General features: G+C 68.5%; 15 protein-coding genes and 2 pseudogenes. 6 read left to right on the top strand and 11 right to left on the bottom strand.

The features are described from left to right. Positions 1-419: 419 nt before the first annotated feature. From ABZ070_RS16875 to ABZ070_RS16865, 3 genes are all read right to left on the bottom strand, one after another. Positions 420-1025, bottom strand: a complete 606-nt coding sequence (locus tag ABZ070_RS16875) for a dihydrofolate reductase family protein (RefSeq protein ID WP_356634432.1) — start codon at positions 1023-1025, stop codon at positions 420-422. Between the two features lie 322 nt (positions 1026-1347). After that, positions 1348-1992, bottom strand: a complete 645-nt coding sequence (locus ABZ070_RS16870) for a GAP family protein (protein ID WP_356634430.1) — start codon at positions 1990-1992, stop codon at positions 1348-1350. Between the two features lie 450 nt (positions 1993-2442). Continuing rightward, complete coding sequence (locus ABZ070_RS16865; RefSeq protein ID WP_356634428.1) at positions 2443-2703, bottom strand: hypothetical protein; 261 nt, start codon at positions 2701-2703, stop codon at positions 2443-2445. 282 nt (positions 2704-2985) lie between these two features. Between ABZ070_RS16865 and ABZ070_RS16860 the strand changes: the two are divergent. Continuing rightward, positions 2986-3129, top strand: a pseudogene (locus ABZ070_RS16860) (protein phosphatase); the annotation flags it as partial. A gap of 409 nt (positions 3130-3538) precedes the next feature. On the opposite strand, the gene ABZ070_RS16855 reads toward ABZ070_RS16860, so the two are convergent. Further along, on the bottom strand, positions 3539-4738 hold the full coding sequence (locus tag ABZ070_RS16855) for an FAD-dependent monooxygenase (protein WP_356634426.1): 1200 nt from the start codon (positions 4736-4738) through the stop codon (positions 3539-3541). A gap of 99 nt (positions 4739-4837) precedes the next feature. Here ABZ070_RS16855 and ABZ070_RS16850 point away from each other — a divergent pair, with 99 nt between their 5' ends. Further along, positions 4838-5554: a TetR/AcrR family transcriptional regulator gene (locus ABZ070_RS16850; protein ID WP_356634424.1), complete on the top strand. Its 717-nt coding sequence runs from the start codon at positions 4838-4840 to the stop codon at positions 5552-5554. A gap of 156 nt (positions 5555-5710) precedes the next feature. Here the strand turns inward: ABZ070_RS16850 and ABZ070_RS16845 are convergent, their stop codons facing one another. From ABZ070_RS16845 to ABZ070_RS16830, 4 genes are all read right to left on the bottom strand, one after another. Then, complete coding sequence (locus ABZ070_RS16845; RefSeq protein WP_356634422.1) at positions 5711-6613, bottom strand: DUF3626 domain-containing protein; 903 nt, start codon at positions 6611-6613, stop codon at positions 5711-5713. A 138-nt stretch (positions 6614-6751) separates the two neighbouring features. Continuing rightward, entirely contained in the window at positions 6752-7186 is a 435-nt protein-coding gene (locus tag ABZ070_RS16840) for a PH domain-containing protein (protein WP_356634420.1), read from the bottom strand. A gap of 201 nt (positions 7187-7387) precedes the next feature. Further along, positions 7388-7675 (bottom strand): hypothetical protein, encoded by a 288-nt coding sequence (locus ABZ070_RS16835; protein ID WP_356634418.1) that lies wholly within the window; start codon positions 7673-7675, stop codon positions 7388-7390. Between the two features lie 525 nt (positions 7676-8200). Further along, positions 8201-9439 carry an FAD-dependent monooxygenase gene (locus ABZ070_RS16830; protein WP_356634416.1) on the bottom strand — a complete coding sequence of 413 codons (1239 nt, stop codon included), beginning with the start codon at positions 9437-9439 and terminating at the stop codon, positions 8201-8203. Positions 9440-9537: 98 nt separating this feature from the next. Between ABZ070_RS16830 and ABZ070_RS16825 the strand changes: the two genes are divergently transcribed. From ABZ070_RS16825 to ABZ070_RS16815, 3 genes are all read left to right on the top strand, one after another. After that, entirely contained in the window at positions 9538-10551 is a 1014-nt protein-coding gene (locus ABZ070_RS16825) for a WYL domain-containing protein (protein ID WP_356634414.1), read from the top strand. Between the two features lie 243 nt (positions 10552-10794). Next, positions 10795-11058 (top strand): hypothetical protein, encoded by a 264-nt coding sequence (locus ABZ070_RS16820; protein WP_356634412.1) that lies wholly within the window; start codon positions 10795-10797, stop codon positions 11056-11058. A 169-nt stretch (positions 11059-11227) separates the two neighbouring features. Then, positions 11228-12133, top strand: a complete 906-nt coding sequence (locus ABZ070_RS16815; protein ID WP_356634410.1) for a lysostaphin resistance A-like protein — start codon at positions 11228-11230, stop codon at positions 12131-12133. A gap of 540 nt (positions 12134-12673) precedes the next feature. Here ABZ070_RS16815 and ABZ070_RS16810 read toward each other — a convergent pair. Then, positions 12674-13273 (bottom strand): TetR/AcrR family transcriptional regulator, encoded by a 600-nt coding sequence (locus ABZ070_RS16810; protein WP_356634409.1) that lies wholly within the window; start codon positions 13271-13273, stop codon positions 12674-12676. A 116-nt stretch (positions 13274-13389) separates the two neighbouring features. Between ABZ070_RS16810 and ABZ070_RS16805 the strand changes: the two genes are divergently transcribed. Further along, a complete protein-coding gene (locus ABZ070_RS16805) occupies positions 13390-14211 on the top strand; it encodes an SDR family NAD(P)-dependent oxidoreductase (protein ID WP_356634407.1) in 822 nt (273 codons plus the stop codon). Between the two features lie 142 nt (positions 14212-14353). On the opposite strand, the gene ABZ070_RS16800 is transcribed toward ABZ070_RS16805, so the two are convergent. Both ABZ070_RS16800 and ABZ070_RS16795 read right to left on the bottom strand, forming a co-directional pair. Further along, positions 14354-15247, bottom strand: coding sequence for an alpha/beta hydrolase (locus ABZ070_RS16800; protein WP_356634405.1), 894 nt, complete (start codon positions 15245-15247; stop codon positions 14354-14356). A 96-nt stretch (positions 15248-15343) separates the two neighbouring features. Further along, positions 15344-15547 (bottom strand): annotated as a pseudogene (locus ABZ070_RS16795) (helix-turn-helix domain-containing protein); the annotation flags it as partial. Positions 15548-15617 lie beyond the last annotated feature (70 nt).

Raw genomic sequence — 15617 nt, 5'->3', positions numbered from 1 at the left:
TGGAGCCGGTTCTTGAGCCGGTAGAAGGCGTCCGCGACACCGCAGGCCCGGAAGCCCGGCGCCGCACACGCTCTCGGCTGCTCCCCTGGTCCACGCCTCATCCGCCGCGATCCCCTGCCAAATAGGCCGGTCCCCAAGCACGGTGGCAGACATGCCCCTCGTAGTCAGCGACGCGGTTCATGCAGGCGATCGGCTGGGACACCCCAGCCGAGCGCCTGCCGCCGCAGGGAGATGATGCTCGCTACCGACGACAGCCACTAGGCGACGGACGCACTCGTGGACCTGACGCCGATCCCCTCCGACCTGACCACTAACCCTGGACCGGGCGTCCTGATGTTGGCCGTTCGCCCTTATGAGGACTTGCTCCGCGCCCGCCGGCGCCGGCTTGGCAGCCGTCCAGACCGGCGGACGGGGCGGCGTCACGCAGGGACGCCGAGCGGCGGGTGCTCGAGAACGCGGGGCTTGTACTCGACCAGCTGGATGCGGTCGTCGAAGGTGCGGTGCTCGATCATCTCGAGGGCAACGTCCGGATAGCCGTCGTAGATGCGTTCTTCGCCCGTGGCCCCGGTGATCACCGGGAACATCACGACCCGGAAGCGGTCGACGAGTCCGGCTCGTAGCAGGGACCGGCACAGGCTGAGGCTGCCGATCGTGCTGAGGAGCCCCGAGCCACTCGACTTCATGGCGCGGACCGCATCGACGGCGTCGTCGCGGACGAGCGTGGAGTTGGCCCACGTCAGTGGCTCCTCGAGTGAGGAGGAGAACACCACCTTGGACGCTTGCGTGAGCTCGTCGACGGACGCCTCTTCTTCGGGCCTGAACTCGGCTTGGCCATTGGGGACCTCCCCTGCGGCGAAGCCCGACATCAGGCGGTAGGTGTTCGCTCCCATCAGGTAGGTGGCCTCGGGCTGCTCGCCGAGCCATGCGAGGTACTCCGGGCCCTCGAGGCCCCAGAACCCGGGCCATCCCTCTCCCGATGCGTGGCCGTCGAGGGAGGTGATGAAGTCGACGAGAAGCTCCGGCATGGCGGTGTCCTTTCAGGGGGTGTCACGAGCTTGGACCGGCCGGGAGCCACAAGCTCATCGGCCGCGCTGTGGAGTAACGAGAAAACCCATGACGCTGCAGCCGATCAGGTCGGCTGGCTCTATTCGGCAGTAGTGGTTCTGGCTCACTTTCCGTGAAAGCGACACGCTGGGTGATGGGTTGGAGGGTCTCGCTCTGGCAGCCCGAGCACTGCGGTTCCCTGGCTCCACAAGCTGCCCCGGGTGGCGGACCACTGTACGATTTTGACGCCCCTACGGGGCTGGAGAACCGGGTGCGGTGGCGCGCATTCCGGGGCCGTCCGTGTCAGGCGACCAGCTCGTAGATGCTCCGGGCCGTCAGCCACGTGCCGGCGAGCAGGGAGAGCGTGACGATCAGCTGCTCCTGGTGCTGCTCCAGCCAGCTCCGCAGGGCGTTCAACCGGGCGTCTGCGGCCGCGGGCGCCCAGACCGCGTACATCTCCATGACGACAAGGCTGAGCGTGGCCAGCAGACAGTAGCCGGTCAATGCGAGCCAGTCGGCAAGGGTGGAGAGGTGCGCGTCGACGACGGTCGCGGCGCCGGCGCCGACCAGTGCCCAGGGCTGCATCAGCCATGCCAGGCCGGCTGCCGTGGCTGCGGAGGCGTCGTCGATCCGGGCGGTCCAGCGGGGCGGACCGTGCGGGCGGGGCGGTCGGCGGCGCCGGTGGGCGCCGTACAACACCAGTGCCACGCCGATGGCGAGTTTCGCGGCGACCGCGGCGGTCGAGGGCACGCTGTGACGGGCCGGGGGCTGACCGCCGGTCAGCAGCACCACGCAGGCGATCACCGCGACCAGGTTGGCCAGCCACGACAACAGGAACGCCAGGCCCTTGAGGACGCCGCGCCGCGAGGAGAGCAGCAGGATGAAGGCGCTGTTGTGCAAAGGCCCCAAGGTGACGGCCGTACCGATCACAACCAGGTCGAGGACCATCGGATCAGCCGCTCCTGGGTGTTAGGGCCGTCTGCCACGAGGGGATGGGCGGGACCGGTCGGCAGAGTCAGGCGGCGCTGCTGCGGTGCTGCATCTCGACTGTGCAGGCGGCGGCCCGGCCGGTCAAGCAGGCCACGCCCGCATCCTCGGGCGCGGTGACTCCTACCCCTCTGAGCCTCCCCCTACCTGCCGTGTCGCCCGGAATGGAGAGCTGATGACACAGCTCCAGGGTCGAGGGCAGATTCAGGCCAGTGGGGCTGGGAGCGGTGACGGCTTCAAGGAGGCGTTGAGGCGCTTGTTCTGCTGCTGCCAGTGGGCAGACACGGCGGCGGCTTCTTCGTCACGGTGTCCCCGAGGGCGCGGATGAGGTCCTTGGATACCTCCCGGCCACCCATGTGGCACGTCCGTATGTCCAGCAGCCCCATGTCGTCGGTGCGGCGGCCAGGCTGTTCACCTGCGATGCACGAGCAGTGCTGCACCGGTCAGGAGCGCGCCGGCAACAGTGCCGCCGGTCGTCAGCGGGCCCTCCAGGCGCGGGGAGACGAGGGCGAGACCGATCGCACCCAGCACGATCAGGAGCCCTGGCACCGCGATAAGAACGGCAACCGCGGTGCGCAGCTGCGCGAGGGCGCGGCTGCGTTCCTCGTCTGAAGCCGGGGCCGGAGTCGCTGGCTCGTGCATGGCCGTGGCCAGCGGCTGATCGGTGGTCATACGGTGTTCTCTCCTTGTCGGTTGGCTGGGTGCCCGCTTGGCACGTGGCGGTCGTGGACGGTGCTCGTTCCTTGCGCCGCGGGGTGGCGGGGCATCAGGAGTGCGTCGGGCTTGGGCGCCGTCTGGGCCGGCGAGGAACCTGGCGGCGCAACCCCGTGATCTTCCGGGCCAGCACAAGGGACCGGGTACCCGGCATCGGCCGTCGCGGCGGCCGCGGTGAGCTTGTCCTCCAGCTGTCGGCGGAACGATGGCGGGCCGGCCGACTCTTCGGCCCGTACGAGGCTGCGGCGGGCCCACCACCGGGAGCGCGAGGTGGACGTCCCGTTGCAGGAAGCCATGCCCCGGGTACCCGGCCTGGCCAGGCGCCAGGACGTCGCCGTGCGCTGCCTTCCGGCGACCGGCTCGCTGGACCTGGCCGGCGACTGGTCGTCCCGACTGCGGGCCGAGCCGAAGGCTGCTGAAGTGGGGTGCGGGCCCTGACCGTGCACTACGCGGCCGCACATCGCAAGACACGCCCCGCTCTACCGAGGCCGCTCGCCTTCTCCTCGCGAGGGTGTACTTCGGGGCGACCTTGCCGCCGCGGGTGCGGCAGGTGCTTCCGGCGGGTACTTCGCCGCGCCGATCAGCGCGGCCGCCGCCCGGCTCAACCCCAGGACCTTGGCGACCGCTGGCCATATGGCCCCGGCTGCGCGTGTGGCTTCGCCCGGCCGTCACCATGCCTCCGAATCGGCGGACGAGCGGGATGCCGCCGACCCTCTCGCCCGCTCCGCCCGGAGCCTGGCGCCTGGCGCCGGGAACAGCACTCGCGGCGTCCGGGAAGGCACCGGTGGCCGCGTCAGTCACCGGCTGATGCGGCTGGGGCGACGGGATATTCGGGAAGGGCAACGGTGCTGCTGACTTTCTCCCCCAACCTGAGCATTCCGTTCAGGAACAAAGGACGGGACAGCAGGGCATTGCGGAGACGTATGCCAGTGGCGGTGCCGGGCGCGAGGAACTTCCCGGTGCGGTCGCCGCCTGTCTGGCAGCCCTTGGCGTACTTGCGGAGCCTGCTCTCGTATCGGGTGAAGGCCGTGCGGTGCTCGCCCCGGGCCTGCGCCAGCTCGCCGGCCAGCACGTAGGCGGCGACCATTGCGGTTCCCGTGCCCATGCCGCCGATGGTGGCTCCGCAGGCGGCGTCGCCGACGAGGCACACCCGCCGCGTGGACCAGGTGTCCACGTCCGCCCGGCTGATCGAGTCGAAGTACAGATCGGGGGCCTGATCAAGAGAGGCAAGCAGGCGGGGCACCTCCCAGCCGAGGCCGGAGAAGGCGTCGGCGATCAACTTCTTCTGCTGTTCGGGGTCGTGCCGGTCGTACGACAACTCAGGCGCGGCGAAGACGAAGAACGCTCCCGCCCGTGCCGGGTCCCGGTGGTCGGCGCCGACAGAGGCGAGCCGCCCCGGCGCGTTGTAACCGACTGAGCCCTTTGCGAGCCCTGGGTAGCTGTCTCTGGGGAGCTGCCAAGTGGCGGCGTAGTAGCCGAGATGGCTGACGTAGTCCTGCTCCGGGCCGAAGGCGAGGCGGCGGACGTTGGAGTGCAGCCCGTCCGCCCCGATCACGAGGTCGAAGTCGCGTGAGGTGCCGCTTTGGAACTCGACCCGCACGCCGGACGCGGTCTCGGTAAGGCCGGTGATCGAGTCGCCGAAGATGTACTCGGTGTAGGGGGCGCTGTGCTCGTACAGCACCCGGGCCAGGTCTTCACGGAGGACCTCTATCTCGCCGCCGGCGAACTCGGCCAGATGTAGCAGCGTCTGACCGGCCTCGTCGACGAAGCGCATCGGGCTGCCGCCGGTCTGGATGCGACGCAGCTCCGACAGCAGGCCCATGCGCTCCAGCACGGTCAGGTGTGTCTCACCGCGAAAGTCGACGGCGTGACCGCCCTTGCGCAGGGCCGGGGCGAGTTCGACGACGGTGGGGTTGAAGCCGTGGCGTCCCAGCCAGTAGGCCAGCGCCGGGCCGGCGATGCTCGCGCCGGAGATGAGGACGTTCCTGTTCACGGGGTACCTCCCACTGAAACTGTGTCCGGCGGACACCGATGATTACTGTGTACCATAGACACAGTTAAATTGCTTCGACAAGGCAGGGCCGGAGGGGACTTGAGCGACGAGCACGCCGAGGCTGTGCGGCTGCTGTGGGGGCCGCACCCCAAGCCCGCACGGGGCCCCAGGCCGACACTCGACCTGGCCCGCATCGCGCGGGCCGGCATCGAGATCGCCGACTCGGAGGGGTTGGCCGATGTCTCCATGCAGCGGGTTGCCGCACAACTGGGCGTCACCAAGATGGCGCTGTACCGGTACGTGCCGGGCAAGGCCGAGCTGGTCGCGCTGATGGTCGACGCAGCGATCGGCCCCTACCCGACAGCAAAGAAGGCGCACGGTGGCTGGCGAGAGCAACTGGAGGACTGGGCACGCCAGTTGATCGCCGTCTTTTGCCAACACCCCTGGGCGCTGGAGGCCACCCTCGGCCCGCGGGTGATAGGACCTGGGGAGTTGTCCTGGATGGAGCGTGCCGTCGCCGCACTGGATGGTACGGGGCTGAGCGGTGCCGAGCGGATGGACGCCGCCGTCCTTCTGGTTGGTCACGTACGCGGCATCACCCAGCAAGCCCGCGCAGCGGGCCCCGCGGGCAACCCCGAGGCCCAGCTCGGCGCCATCCTCGGCGGCCTGATGCAGGCGCACGGTGAGAGATTTCCCGCGCTCACCGAGGCCCTCGCCTCGGCAGCCCAATCCGAGGGGCAGGACCAGGCATGGGAATTCGGCCTACAGCGCATCCTGGACGGCTTGGCCGCACTCATCGACCAGCGCGCTCAATAACCGCCGCGCGAGTCGCCGCGGGGCGGTGCGCGGCAGAGTCCTGCTGGATCAGGGGTGGGTCAGGGGCGGCGGCGCAGTCCGCCGCCTTGCGGCCTCGTGGGGATCTGCGGTCTCACAGCCCGGAACAAATCCCACAGTCCATCCGGCACCAGCCCTTCAACGAAGGCCATCTAGTACAGCCCCCTCCATCGGTGCCGGAGTCACCGATCTGTCCGTGGCATTCCAGGGAGACCCGAATCGCGCCAGGTAGTGCCACACCTTCTTGACCGCCTGGGGGTCATAGAGGCCGGCACGTGCAGCGTCTCCGACGATCCGAGGATCGAGCACGCCATCGACCGCGATCCGCGTGCCCAAGTCGACGTATTCCTGACCGCGGTAGCCGGGGTGACGTCGGAGTTCTTCAACCCCGAGTCGGAAGCCGGGGTGCCACTCCACCGGGCAGCCAAGACGCAGAGCCGCGTCCTCAACCGTCGTGCCTCGGTAGCTGGGGTCCAGGACCAGCGCCTCCACATGGCATTGCAGCTGGACCGGCCCATGCACCTGAGCCTCGATGTAATCATCCAGTTCGTCCTGACGATCGACGAGAGCAAGCTCGATGAGCCCCATGCGGGCTGCGACACCGAAATCCGACGGTTCGAGGAAACTGTCCGGGTAACAGAACGTGCTGCGCATCAGCGTCTGGGTCGTCAGCCGGAAGTGGGCCGAACCGAACCGCGGCGCCCCGCCGACCGGCTTGCGACGGAAGTTCAACGCCCCGTAGACGGGCCGCTCATGAGCGGTCGCTTCGTCATACGCCCCGTCGAAGATCCGGCTCTCCCAGCGCCACCGGTCGCCGCCTGGATGCGCGGTCAGGCCGCCGTTGCTGGTCCCAGTGACGAACTGTGAGTGGTAGACGCCGCCCTCGGCCATAGCGTCCAGGATCGGCTTGTTACGCAGCAGACGGTCCGGGTGGAAGTTGAGTGTCACCCGCAATGCCGGGTCCATCGGAGGACCCGACGCCAGTTCCGCGACATGCCGAAGGGCCCGTTCCTGCGCTGTCTGGGCGGCTGCAGAGCTCATCAGCACAGTGTTCCCCACCCTGATCAACCGGTGCACGCGGATTGTCCACGCCCGCATAGCGCGACGGAGCGTTGATTGATCACCAACCGAGACGATCTCTGAACCGCCAAGGCTCCCGGCCCTTGGGCAGCGGGACGATCAGCTGCGGTTGGCGCGGCGGAGCGCCTCCTGCATCACGGACGCCTGACGCCGCACCCTGCCGTTGACGCGCGGCTGCCCCGATGTGTACCCGGCCAGAATCAGGATCGGCAGGTCCTTGCCGTCAGCCTTCTTCACGACGGGCATCTCGGCCTCCAGAAGGCCGTCGCCTCCCACGCAGTCGACGGAAATCGACTGAACCTCGCTCCAGGGCAGCGAGACCCTCTTGAAAATTCCCCTGTAGCGGATACCCGCATCGTCCACTCGAACACCGCAAATGGAGCCGTCAACGACACCCAGCCCCCCACGGTCAGAGTGAGGACTACGGTGAACACATTCCCCCGCGAAATCACCAGAGGTCAGGACCGATATCCCGATGAACAGCGTCAGCAGCCCCAAGAGGAAAGAGATCCAGTTCCAGGTTCCGACGAACATCGCTCAACCCTTCATAGGCAGGCACAGCCTGTGGCATAAAACACCGCCAGCAGCCGCACAGCCTCCGGCGCCACCGGCGACCACGTCCGCGTATCCCCCACCAGATCACTCACACACCGTCAACAGAGCTGACCCAAAGCCTTCCGGAGTAGAGGCGGGCGTCGATAGCGGCCTAATTCCCCTATGGACATCGCCGGAGAATCAAGCGCGAAACGACTTGGATATCTCAATCACCACGCCGATCGCCGACAGCACTCCCATTACTGCCCCAACGAAGCTCAGCATCCGCGGGGTGGCACTCCCAGTCGCACCGAGCATGAACTTGGATGTGAAACGAAAGAAGGCGTCCGCGAAGCCACGGAAGTTCAGAGCAAGAGCGACGCCGACGGTACCGAAGGAAAGTAGGAATGTGAGCGCCAGCAAGTTCATCTCGTGCGCAGCCTGCCCTTCAGCAGATGTCGCTGCCTGTGCGGACGGCGCCGGTCTCATTGTTGTGGGTGTAGTAGCGGGGGCCGGGCTTGGTGCCGTTGGCGGCGAGGTGCAGCTGGTCGCCGCCTGGGAGGGTGGGGATGCTGGAGCCGTCGGCGTTCTTGGCGATGAGGCAATCGCCGTCGGGGTCGTAGAGGTGCTGGTGGTCTTGCCACCCTCGGTCAGGGTGGCGAGGTGGCCTTCCTTGTCCCAGGTCAGGTCCTGGGTGCGGGTGCCGGTGGCTCGCTTGGTGGTGTTGCCGGCGTCATCGTAGGCGAAGGTGCTGTTCTGTCCGTCGTGCGCGCCGCCCGGATGCCCCCGGCCTATCAGAAGAGGGTGTCGCGCGAACCCACAGCGGCCGGTGGCCGGTGGGGTCGAAGCGGGCCTCCGCTCAGTTTCCATGGATTTCGTCGCAAAGGACATGGCCGGGCGGAGGCCCGTCGTCCATCTGCGAAACGGCGCCTGTGGCGGGCCTGTTCGACGGGCGATTCGATCCCGGAGGGCAAGGAGCAAGCTGAGCCGCGCGGCCAGCACCGACACTGATCGTCAATGGCGCAGCCGGGCGGCGGCGGCCAGAATCGGGGTGGTCACGGCGGTAGCGGCGGCGCCGAGTGGGGTGTCGGTCGCCAGCACCAGGCGGACCGTTCTCATGGCAAGGGTGAGGACCTCGCTGCCGCGTCGGCGCATGCCTGCCTCGAACCGGTTCACAGCCTCGGTCAGCGTGGTGCTGCCGTCAGCGACGTCACCCAAGTGCTGCAGCAGGGCGGCAGCATCACGGATGGCCGCGCCGGCCCCCATTCCGGCGGTGGGTGGTGTCGCATGGACGGCGTCGCCGAGCGCGGTGATACGGCCCGCGGGCCAGGGTGCGAGCTCGGCAGCGCGGGTCGAGGCGGCGTTGAAGCGGTACGCCGCCACAGTGTGCGGGTCCGCGCGGGCGATGACCTCTAGGGTGCGCTCGGCCCAGCCCCGTTCGCGGAACCGTCCGAGCAGCGCGGTCTGCAACTCGCCGTCGTGCAGGGCGCGCAGGGACTCGGTCGCGGCGGATTCGGGGAACATGGCGCCCCAGATGTAGGTGGGGCCGGTGGTGACGGACATCCGTAGCTCGGGAGCGTCGAGCACGGCGTTGCCGACCGGGTCGAGGAAGCCGACGTACAACGCCGCCCCCCGTGGTCCCATCGCCAGCCCTGATCGTGGTCCGAGCCGTTGCTGTTCACCGGGGCTCAGCTCCCTGCGGGGGGTACGGCCGGAGAAGCCGATGATGCCCGCCGGGCTGTTGGTCGGGCCTCCCGCCAGGTGCCGGGCGACCACGGAGTGGGTGCCGTCCGCGCCCACCACCAGATCCGCCGAGACAGGTGCGGCGTCGGTGAACAGCACTCGGGGCGTGCCGTCGTCGCCCCGGCCGACTTCGGACACGGTCCTCCCCATATGCAGGTCGTCGCCGACCGCCTCGGCCAGCAGTCTGCGCAGGGTGATGCGGTCGACGTCGATGCCGGGGTGGCCGCTGAGATCGGGACCGCAGCCGAGCAGTCGGCCGCGCCGGTCCCAGAACGCGTCGCGGTCGCGCAGCCGCAGCGCCGAGGCCGACGCAAGGAGTCGCCGCATGATCTCGGGTGCCACCAACTCGCGCAGCGCCGTTTGGGCCCGCTCGTCCAAGGTGATGTGGTAACCCCCGGTCGCCGCTGCGTCGTTGTCGCGGTCGAACACTGCCACCTCGAACCCCCGGCGGCGCAACCCCGCGCCCAGCGCGAGTCCACCGATCCCGCCGCCGACTACAACCACACGCATCCCTATTCGTCCTCTTCCGTCACCGTTCGCCTACATGGGCGCTCTACCGTGACACCGGTAGCGGACGCAGAGTGGCCACTACCGGGCATGATGGGAGGATGGCGGACACCTCCCGACGGGCCTTGCGCCTCTTGTCCCTGTTCGGATCGCGCCGCCAGTGGCCGCTGCGCGAGCTCGCCACCGCGCTCGGGGTCAGCGAGCGCACCGTCCGCCGTGACATCGAGACTCTGCGCGAACTCGGATACCCGATCACCACCGTCCACGGGCCCGATGGCGGTTACCGGTTCGGCGCGGGACACACCCTCCCTCCGCTGGTGTTCGACCACGATCAGGCGCTCGCGGTCGCGGTGGCCCTGCAGACCGCACCCAGCACGGTGTTCGGCCTGGGCGACAACACGGCGCGAGCGCTGGTGACCCTGGAACAGGCCATGCCCGCCGCGCTGCGGGAGCCCATGAAGTCTCTCCGCCTGACCAGGCTGCAGAACTACTGGGAGTTTCCGGCACCCCCCATCGACTCGACCGCGCTCACCGCCGTGGGAGCCGCGGTGCGCCACCGTCACGTACTCGTCACCGAAACGCTGCGCGCCGACGGCTCCCGCCCCGCCTCCGGTGACGACGACTTTCTGCCCGCCCGTCGCATCGAGCCACACCATCTGGTCGTCTGGGCCGGCCGGTGGTACGTGGTCGCCTACGACCTCAAAGACGATCAGTGGCGCGTGCACCGGGTCGACCGGCTCCACCCCCGCCCCACGACGCACCCCTTCAGCCACCGCGAACTCCCCTGCGACGACCTCGCTAGCTTTGTGATGAGCAGTCACGACCGCGGTGACACCACCGCCTCCTGGCAGTGCACCGGCAGCGCCCGACTCAACCTGCCGGCCGATGTCGTCGCCCGCTGGGCGCCGGGCGGCTCGGTCGTCGAACACCTCGACACCGAGCACTGCCGGCTCACCCTCGGGGCCTGGTCCTGGGCCGGCATCGCCGGGATCCTCGCTACCTTCGACACCGAACTCGCTGACCTCCACCCGCCCGAACTCGCCCAGGCATGCCGACGCATTGCCCGCCGAATGGCAACCGTCGCGGACACCGAAGACCGCAGCCATCTCTCATAGACGATGGTTTGCTGGAGCCTCGCGGAAGTTGTCGGTGCTCTCGGCCGAGGGCTTCCGTACCGGCGGTGGTCACTGCTGTCACGGACAGCAGCGACGGAGGAGACCTGGGGTGCTGGCGGCTGCCAGGGGGCTTCGACGCGCTGCTGGCTCAGTGGTCTGCGGCAGGGCCGATCGCCTATGTGGAGGCCGAATATTTCGGGGGGAGTCGGCGGGCAACGAGCCGCTGAGAAGATCGCGCTCGCGATGCTGGCGGCTCTGGTGGTGGCCGGCTGCTCCAGCGGGCCACCACAGGTTGACAGCGGGCCCGACGCGGCAGCCGTCGAGGAGACGACGTCGAGCACGTCGGAAGAGTCGGCCGAGCCAGACGTGCCGGAGGCTCCGGCCGTTGTCACGGTGGAAATCAAGTGCTTGGACGACACCTACGCGTCGCACTACTACACCTCTCCCGAGGAGGCGTGGCCGGCGAAGTGCAACTCGTGCGAGGGCGAGGCACCGATGGAAAGATGACGGAACTCCAGAGGAGGGCCGTTGAGACCGCGTACGCCGACGAGGGCGACATCAGCAGTCTCGCAACGCTGTACGGCATCTGCGCCCAGGCCGGACCCGAGAGCCTGAGCTACCTCGATACCGCCGGGAGCCCGGAGCAGATCGCAGAGATCAAGGGCGCGCTGGTGCTATGCCCCACCATCCTGAGCGGAAGCGGATCGACAAGGCCCTGGGCGGAGCGGCGAAGCGGAACGATCTGGAGGCCGACGGCAAGGTCTTCGGCGAAGGCGTGTTCCGGGTGGGTGACGAGATCAAACCCGGCACCTACTACAGCACCGTCGGTGGACACACCGGAGAAAGCTGCGGTGAGAGGTGTCCGATCGACGATCCTGGCATCACCATGCGGATCTTCCTGGCCGTCGCCGTTCTCGTCGTCGTGAACGCGCTCAACAACCGGCTCACACCTGAGCTGTACGTCCCCCTCTGCCTCGCCGCGACCGCGGTGCTGATTCTGATCGCTCGATGGGACCACATCACTTGGGCCGACCTCGGACTCGGCAAGGCGATGCTCGGCCGCGGACTGCGATGGGGGCTGATCCTGGCCGGGGCAGTGCTGATCAGCTTCCTTGTGGCGTTGGCCGTACCGCTCACCCGCCCGTTGTTCCTGGATGAGCGTGCCGAGGACTTGTCCGTGGGCCAGCTTCTGTTCCGGGTACTGGTCCGTGTGCCGTTCGGCACCGTGCTGCTGGAGGAGGTCGCGTTCCGGGGCGTCTTGTGGGCCATGATCGAGCGCCGATGGGGCGCAGGCTGGGCGACATCGCTCTCCTCGGTCCTGTTCGGCCTCTGGCACGTGCTTCCCTCAGTGGGCATCAACAGAGCCAACAGCGCGATCGGGGCTGTCTTCGGCCACAGCACGCTCGGCGTCGCCCTGTCAGTAGCCGCAGCCGTCGTCGGCACAGCAGCCGCCGGCGTGCTCTTCTGCGAGCTGCGCCGCAGATCCGGCAGCCTGCTGACACCCGCGGCACTGCACTGGGCCCTCAACGGGGAGGCGTACGCCCTCTCCTGGGCAGCAGACCAGTGGTGGGGCGCCAGTTGAGGCATGCAACCTCTACGGGTCGAGCGCCTGGGCCGACGGCTGCAGCAGACCTGGGCTTCCCGGGGCACCACCTCGTGAGGCACGGAGACTGGCGCGTGTGACGGTAGCAGAGCAGCGGCCCGGGGCTCGGCGTCGCGATCTCGGCGAGCAGCAGGGCGACTTCCTGGTTCACGTGGGCCTCTGCTACCCGCTCCCAGGCCTGATCGGCTCCGGCGTAGTGCGCCGCCCAACTGACCTGGCGGGACGGTCCCCAGCAGGTGCGTGATGCCGCCGGACTCGGCGATACGAGCCGACAGCGTCAGGACGCTGACCAACTGGCTGACGGCCGCAGCGGTGCGCGCGCTCATCACGGGTGCCCGTTCTCGGGGTGGTGTTCTCGGCGCGGCGGGGGTGCTACTCCCCCGCTGCAAGGGGGCCGGAGCAGCCAGTCGGCTGCTCCGGCTGCTATCAGCCACAGCCGTCAGGAACCAGGTCACGCTCGAGATCCGCAACCATGGTCGACGACCATGCCCCCAGGGGCCTTCTCCCCTCCACTCCTGTTCAGGGGCCGAAAGCTCTGAGGGTCGCGTCGACAAGCGAGTCGGCGTATGCGGTCGTCAGCGGACGGCTACGGTGCAGCCACCGCTGGAAGAGCGGGGCGTAGAGCATTTCGAGGGCCAGGTCGAGGTCGGCGTCAGGGGCGAGCTGGCCGGCCTCTTGGGCGCTGCGCAGGCGTGCCTTCTTTGCCTCGTCCAGCGGCTGGGCCAGCTTCTCGCGGTACTCGGTTGCCAGCGCGGCGTCGTTGGCGATTTCTGTGTTGAGGGCGCGGATCAGTCTGTCGAAGGAGGGGTCGGCGAACTCCTCGACTGTGGCGCGCATGACGAGCTTGAGGTCGGCTTCGAGATCGCCCGTGTCCGGCAGCGTGACCGACTGCCCGTCCGCACCCTCGCTCAGAGCCAGAAGGGCGGCGAAGACGACCGCGCTTTTCGACGGCCACCGCCGATAGATCGTCTGCTTGCCGACGCCGGCACGGGCGGCGATGGCTTCGACCGTGACCTTCTCGTATGCCTCTTCTACGACCAAGGCGCGGGCAGCCGCGAGGATCGCCTGCCGGGACCGTTCCTTGCGCCGGGAGTGGTCCGGCCCCTTCTCATTGGACATGCGTCCAGCTTATCGGCCCATCGAAACGAGACGGACCGTATTGATTTGCTCGATGCAATGCCCTACGGTCAAGACGAACCGAGACGGCTCGTATCATTTACTGAGAGTGAGGCACCATGGCGGATGCAAGAGTCTGGCTCATCACCGGCGCATCCCGCGGCCTGGGGAGAGCTTTCACCGAGGCCGCGTTGGCAGGCGGCGACCGCGTAGTGGCTGCCGCCCGCAACGTCGAGCCCCTGGAGGAACTGACCGAGAAGTACCCCCACCACCTGGTCCCGCTTCCGTTGGACGTCGCCGATCGCCAGTGCGTGTTCGGCGGGGTGGAGCGGGCGGCAGCCGCGTTCGGGAGGCTGGATGTCGTCGTCAACAACGCCGGCGGGATGCTCTACGGCATGGTGGAGGAAGCCACGGAGGAGGAGATCCGGGCGCATATGGACGTGAACTTCTTCGGCGCTGTGTGGGTGGCTCAGGCGGTCCTTCCTCACCTGCGCGCCCAAGGCGGCGGACGACTCCTCCAGGTCACCTCGATGGGCAGCGGCGGCGGCATGGCCACCGTCGGCTACTACGGTGCGGGCAAGGCCGCACTGGACTCGGTGAGCGAGGCACTTGCGATGGAGGTCGAAGGGTTCGGCATCAAGGTCACCATCGTGCAGATGGGCGGCTACAACACCGGTTTGTTCACCGCCGGCACCACGAACACCGAACCCCTGGCGCAGTATCAGCCCCTGCGCGCCGAGATGGAGGCGATGTGGGGCGATGCCGTCGCCCCGGAGCCGGACACCGCTGCCCCGGTCATCATGGAGCTGGCGGCACTGCCGAACCCGCCTCGACGACTGATAGTCGGCAGCCAGTCCTTTGATCATGTCTTGGAGATGGACCGAGCCCAGGCGGATCTGTACCGGTCCTGGGAGTACCTCAGCCGTATCGCTCCAGGTTGATCGGGGCCGCACCACGACTTGCCGGCGTCGCCTGGTTGCCTGGAACGAGGCCGGCATGCGGGCCCACGCCGGGCGGCGACTCTCGACGAGGCAGGGGGCGGCGCCCCGGTTCTCTTCGAGGAGAACGCCTGTACAACTGCTGTCACATCCGAGGAAACGCGACCTCTGGTCGGTCGGCCGCGGGACCGTCGAGCAAGGGGCGTGCCATGCCGCGCAGGTGCGTGTCGAAGAAGGCAGCCGTGTAGTCGCGCGTGAGCTGCCATGAGCGTTCGCCCGAGAGCGGCGCTGCGGGATCGGACAGGCCCAGTCGGTCGGCCAGGACCGGCAGATCCGTGAAGGTGAAGTGTTCGGCCCCGGCGACCGTCAGCCAGCGCTTCCAGCCGTCCAGGCGGGTCCAGGCATCCCGCCAGTCGCTCCCCGGACTCCCGGGGCTGTGGGTGGCGGAGGCGCCCATCATCATGAACGGGCGCCCTTCCAGACCCGCCCCGGCGAACGGGACGAAGAAGTTGCCGTCCAGATTCACGCCTGCCCGCACACGCCCATCCTGCAGCATGACCTCAGCGGCGGCCGCGCCACCGATGGAGTGCCCTGCCACCCCGATCCGCCGAGCGTCGACCATGCGTGCGTACGGAAGGCTCCTCTGTCCGTGGATCGTGCCCGACGTTGTCAACTGGTCGATCACGAAAGAGAGGTCGTGCGCTCGGTTCATGACCACCTGCGCCCGCTCCTCGTCCGTGGCGACCCGCTCGCACGCACGGCAGGTGAGCACACGTCCGCCCGGGAAGGACGTGCCGACGGACTCATAGGCGTGGTCCACGGCGGCGACGACGTACCCGCGGCTCGCCAGGTCGTTCGCCAGGGCGGTGAGCGTGCTGCGTGGCGTCGAGAAGCCCGACAGCAGCACCAGCGGGAAGCGGCCGTACGCCGGGCGGGCGTCAACGCGCGCGTGGGTACGCACACCGCCGACGGTCGCGGCGGGCACGATACCGGTCAGGCTGCGCGCCTCCAGCAACAGCCGAGCCTCCTCCTCCGTCATGTAAGCCGCTGGAGCGCTCGCGGTTGATGCACCGCTCGACAGTGGTGCGCTGCTTGTGTGCCTCAGCGTCGAAACTCATCACCGGCAGCACCGGTCGTGCGGCTGCAGGCCGAACGCCCGCCAGATGCGTGACACCGACGACTGCGACAGGCCCACCTCCTTCGCCATCGACCGAGTCGACCAATGTGTTGCGTTCTTCGGTGTGGACTCCAACGTCTTCGTGACCACCGCGGCGACCTGCTCGTCCATCACCGACCTGGGCCCGCCTGGACGCGGCATGTCCCCCAGGCCGGCAATCCGGTACACCCCTGGTCGGGTGTGCTCTTCATCCAGTCCGGGAGCCAAGATCGATTGTCAGTGGTGGGTGAGA

Origin of the sequence: Streptomyces sp. NPDC006283 (assembly GCF_040613325.1) — a bacterium.
GTDB lineage: Bacteria > Actinomycetota > Actinomycetes > Streptomycetales > Streptomycetaceae > Streptomyces.
Note: the sequence above shows the minus strand (reverse complement) of the source record. Positions and strands in the feature narration are given on the sequence as shown.

Excerpts from the sequence above, each read along its gene's own strand:
- ABZ070_RS16875 (WP_356634432.1), bottom strand. The coding sequence starts at position 1,025 with ATGCCGGAGCTTCTCGTCGACTTCATCACCTCCCTCGACGGCCACGCA.
- ABZ070_RS16870 (WP_356634430.1), bottom strand. The coding sequence starts at position 1,992 with ATGGTCCTCGACCTGGTTGTGATCGGTACGGCCGTCACCTTGGGGCCT.
- ABZ070_RS16865 (WP_356634428.1), bottom strand. The coding sequence starts at position 2,703 with ATGACCACCGATCAGCCGCTGGCCACGGCCATGCACGAGCCAGCGACT.
- ABZ070_RS16845 (WP_356634422.1), bottom strand. The coding sequence starts at position 6,613 with ATGAGCTCTGCAGCCGCCCAGACAGCGCAGGAACGGGCCCTTCGGCAT.
- ABZ070_RS16840 (WP_356634420.1), bottom strand. The coding sequence starts at position 7,186 with ATGTTCGTCGGAACCTGGAACTGGATCTCTTTCCTCTTGGGGCTGCTG.
- ABZ070_RS16835 (WP_356634418.1), bottom strand. The coding sequence starts at position 7,675 with ATGAGACCGGCGCCGTCCGCACAGGCAGCGACATCTGCTGAAGGGCAG.
- ABZ070_RS16830 (WP_356634416.1), bottom strand. The coding sequence starts at position 9,439 with ATGCGTGTGGTTGTAGTCGGCGGCGGGATCGGTGGACTCGCGCTGGGC.
- ABZ070_RS16825 (WP_356634414.1), top strand. The coding sequence starts at position 9,538 with ATGGCGGACACCTCCCGACGGGCCTTGCGCCTCTTGTCCCTGTTCGGA.
- ABZ070_RS16820 (WP_356634412.1), top strand. The coding sequence starts at position 10,795 with ATGCTGGCGGCTCTGGTGGTGGCCGGCTGCTCCAGCGGGCCACCACAG.
- ABZ070_RS16815 (WP_356634410.1), top strand. The coding sequence starts at position 11,228 with ATGCCCCACCATCCTGAGCGGAAGCGGATCGACAAGGCCCTGGGCGGA.
- ABZ070_RS16810 (WP_356634409.1), bottom strand. The coding sequence starts at position 13,273 with ATGTCCAATGAGAAGGGGCCGGACCACTCCCGGCGCAAGGAACGGTCC.
- ABZ070_RS16805 (WP_356634407.1), top strand. The coding sequence starts at position 13,390 with ATGGCGGATGCAAGAGTCTGGCTCATCACCGGCGCATCCCGCGGCCTG.
- ABZ070_RS16800 (WP_356634405.1), bottom strand. The coding sequence starts at position 15,247 with ATGACGGAGGAGGAGGCTCGGCTGTTGCTGGAGGCGCGCAGCCTGACC.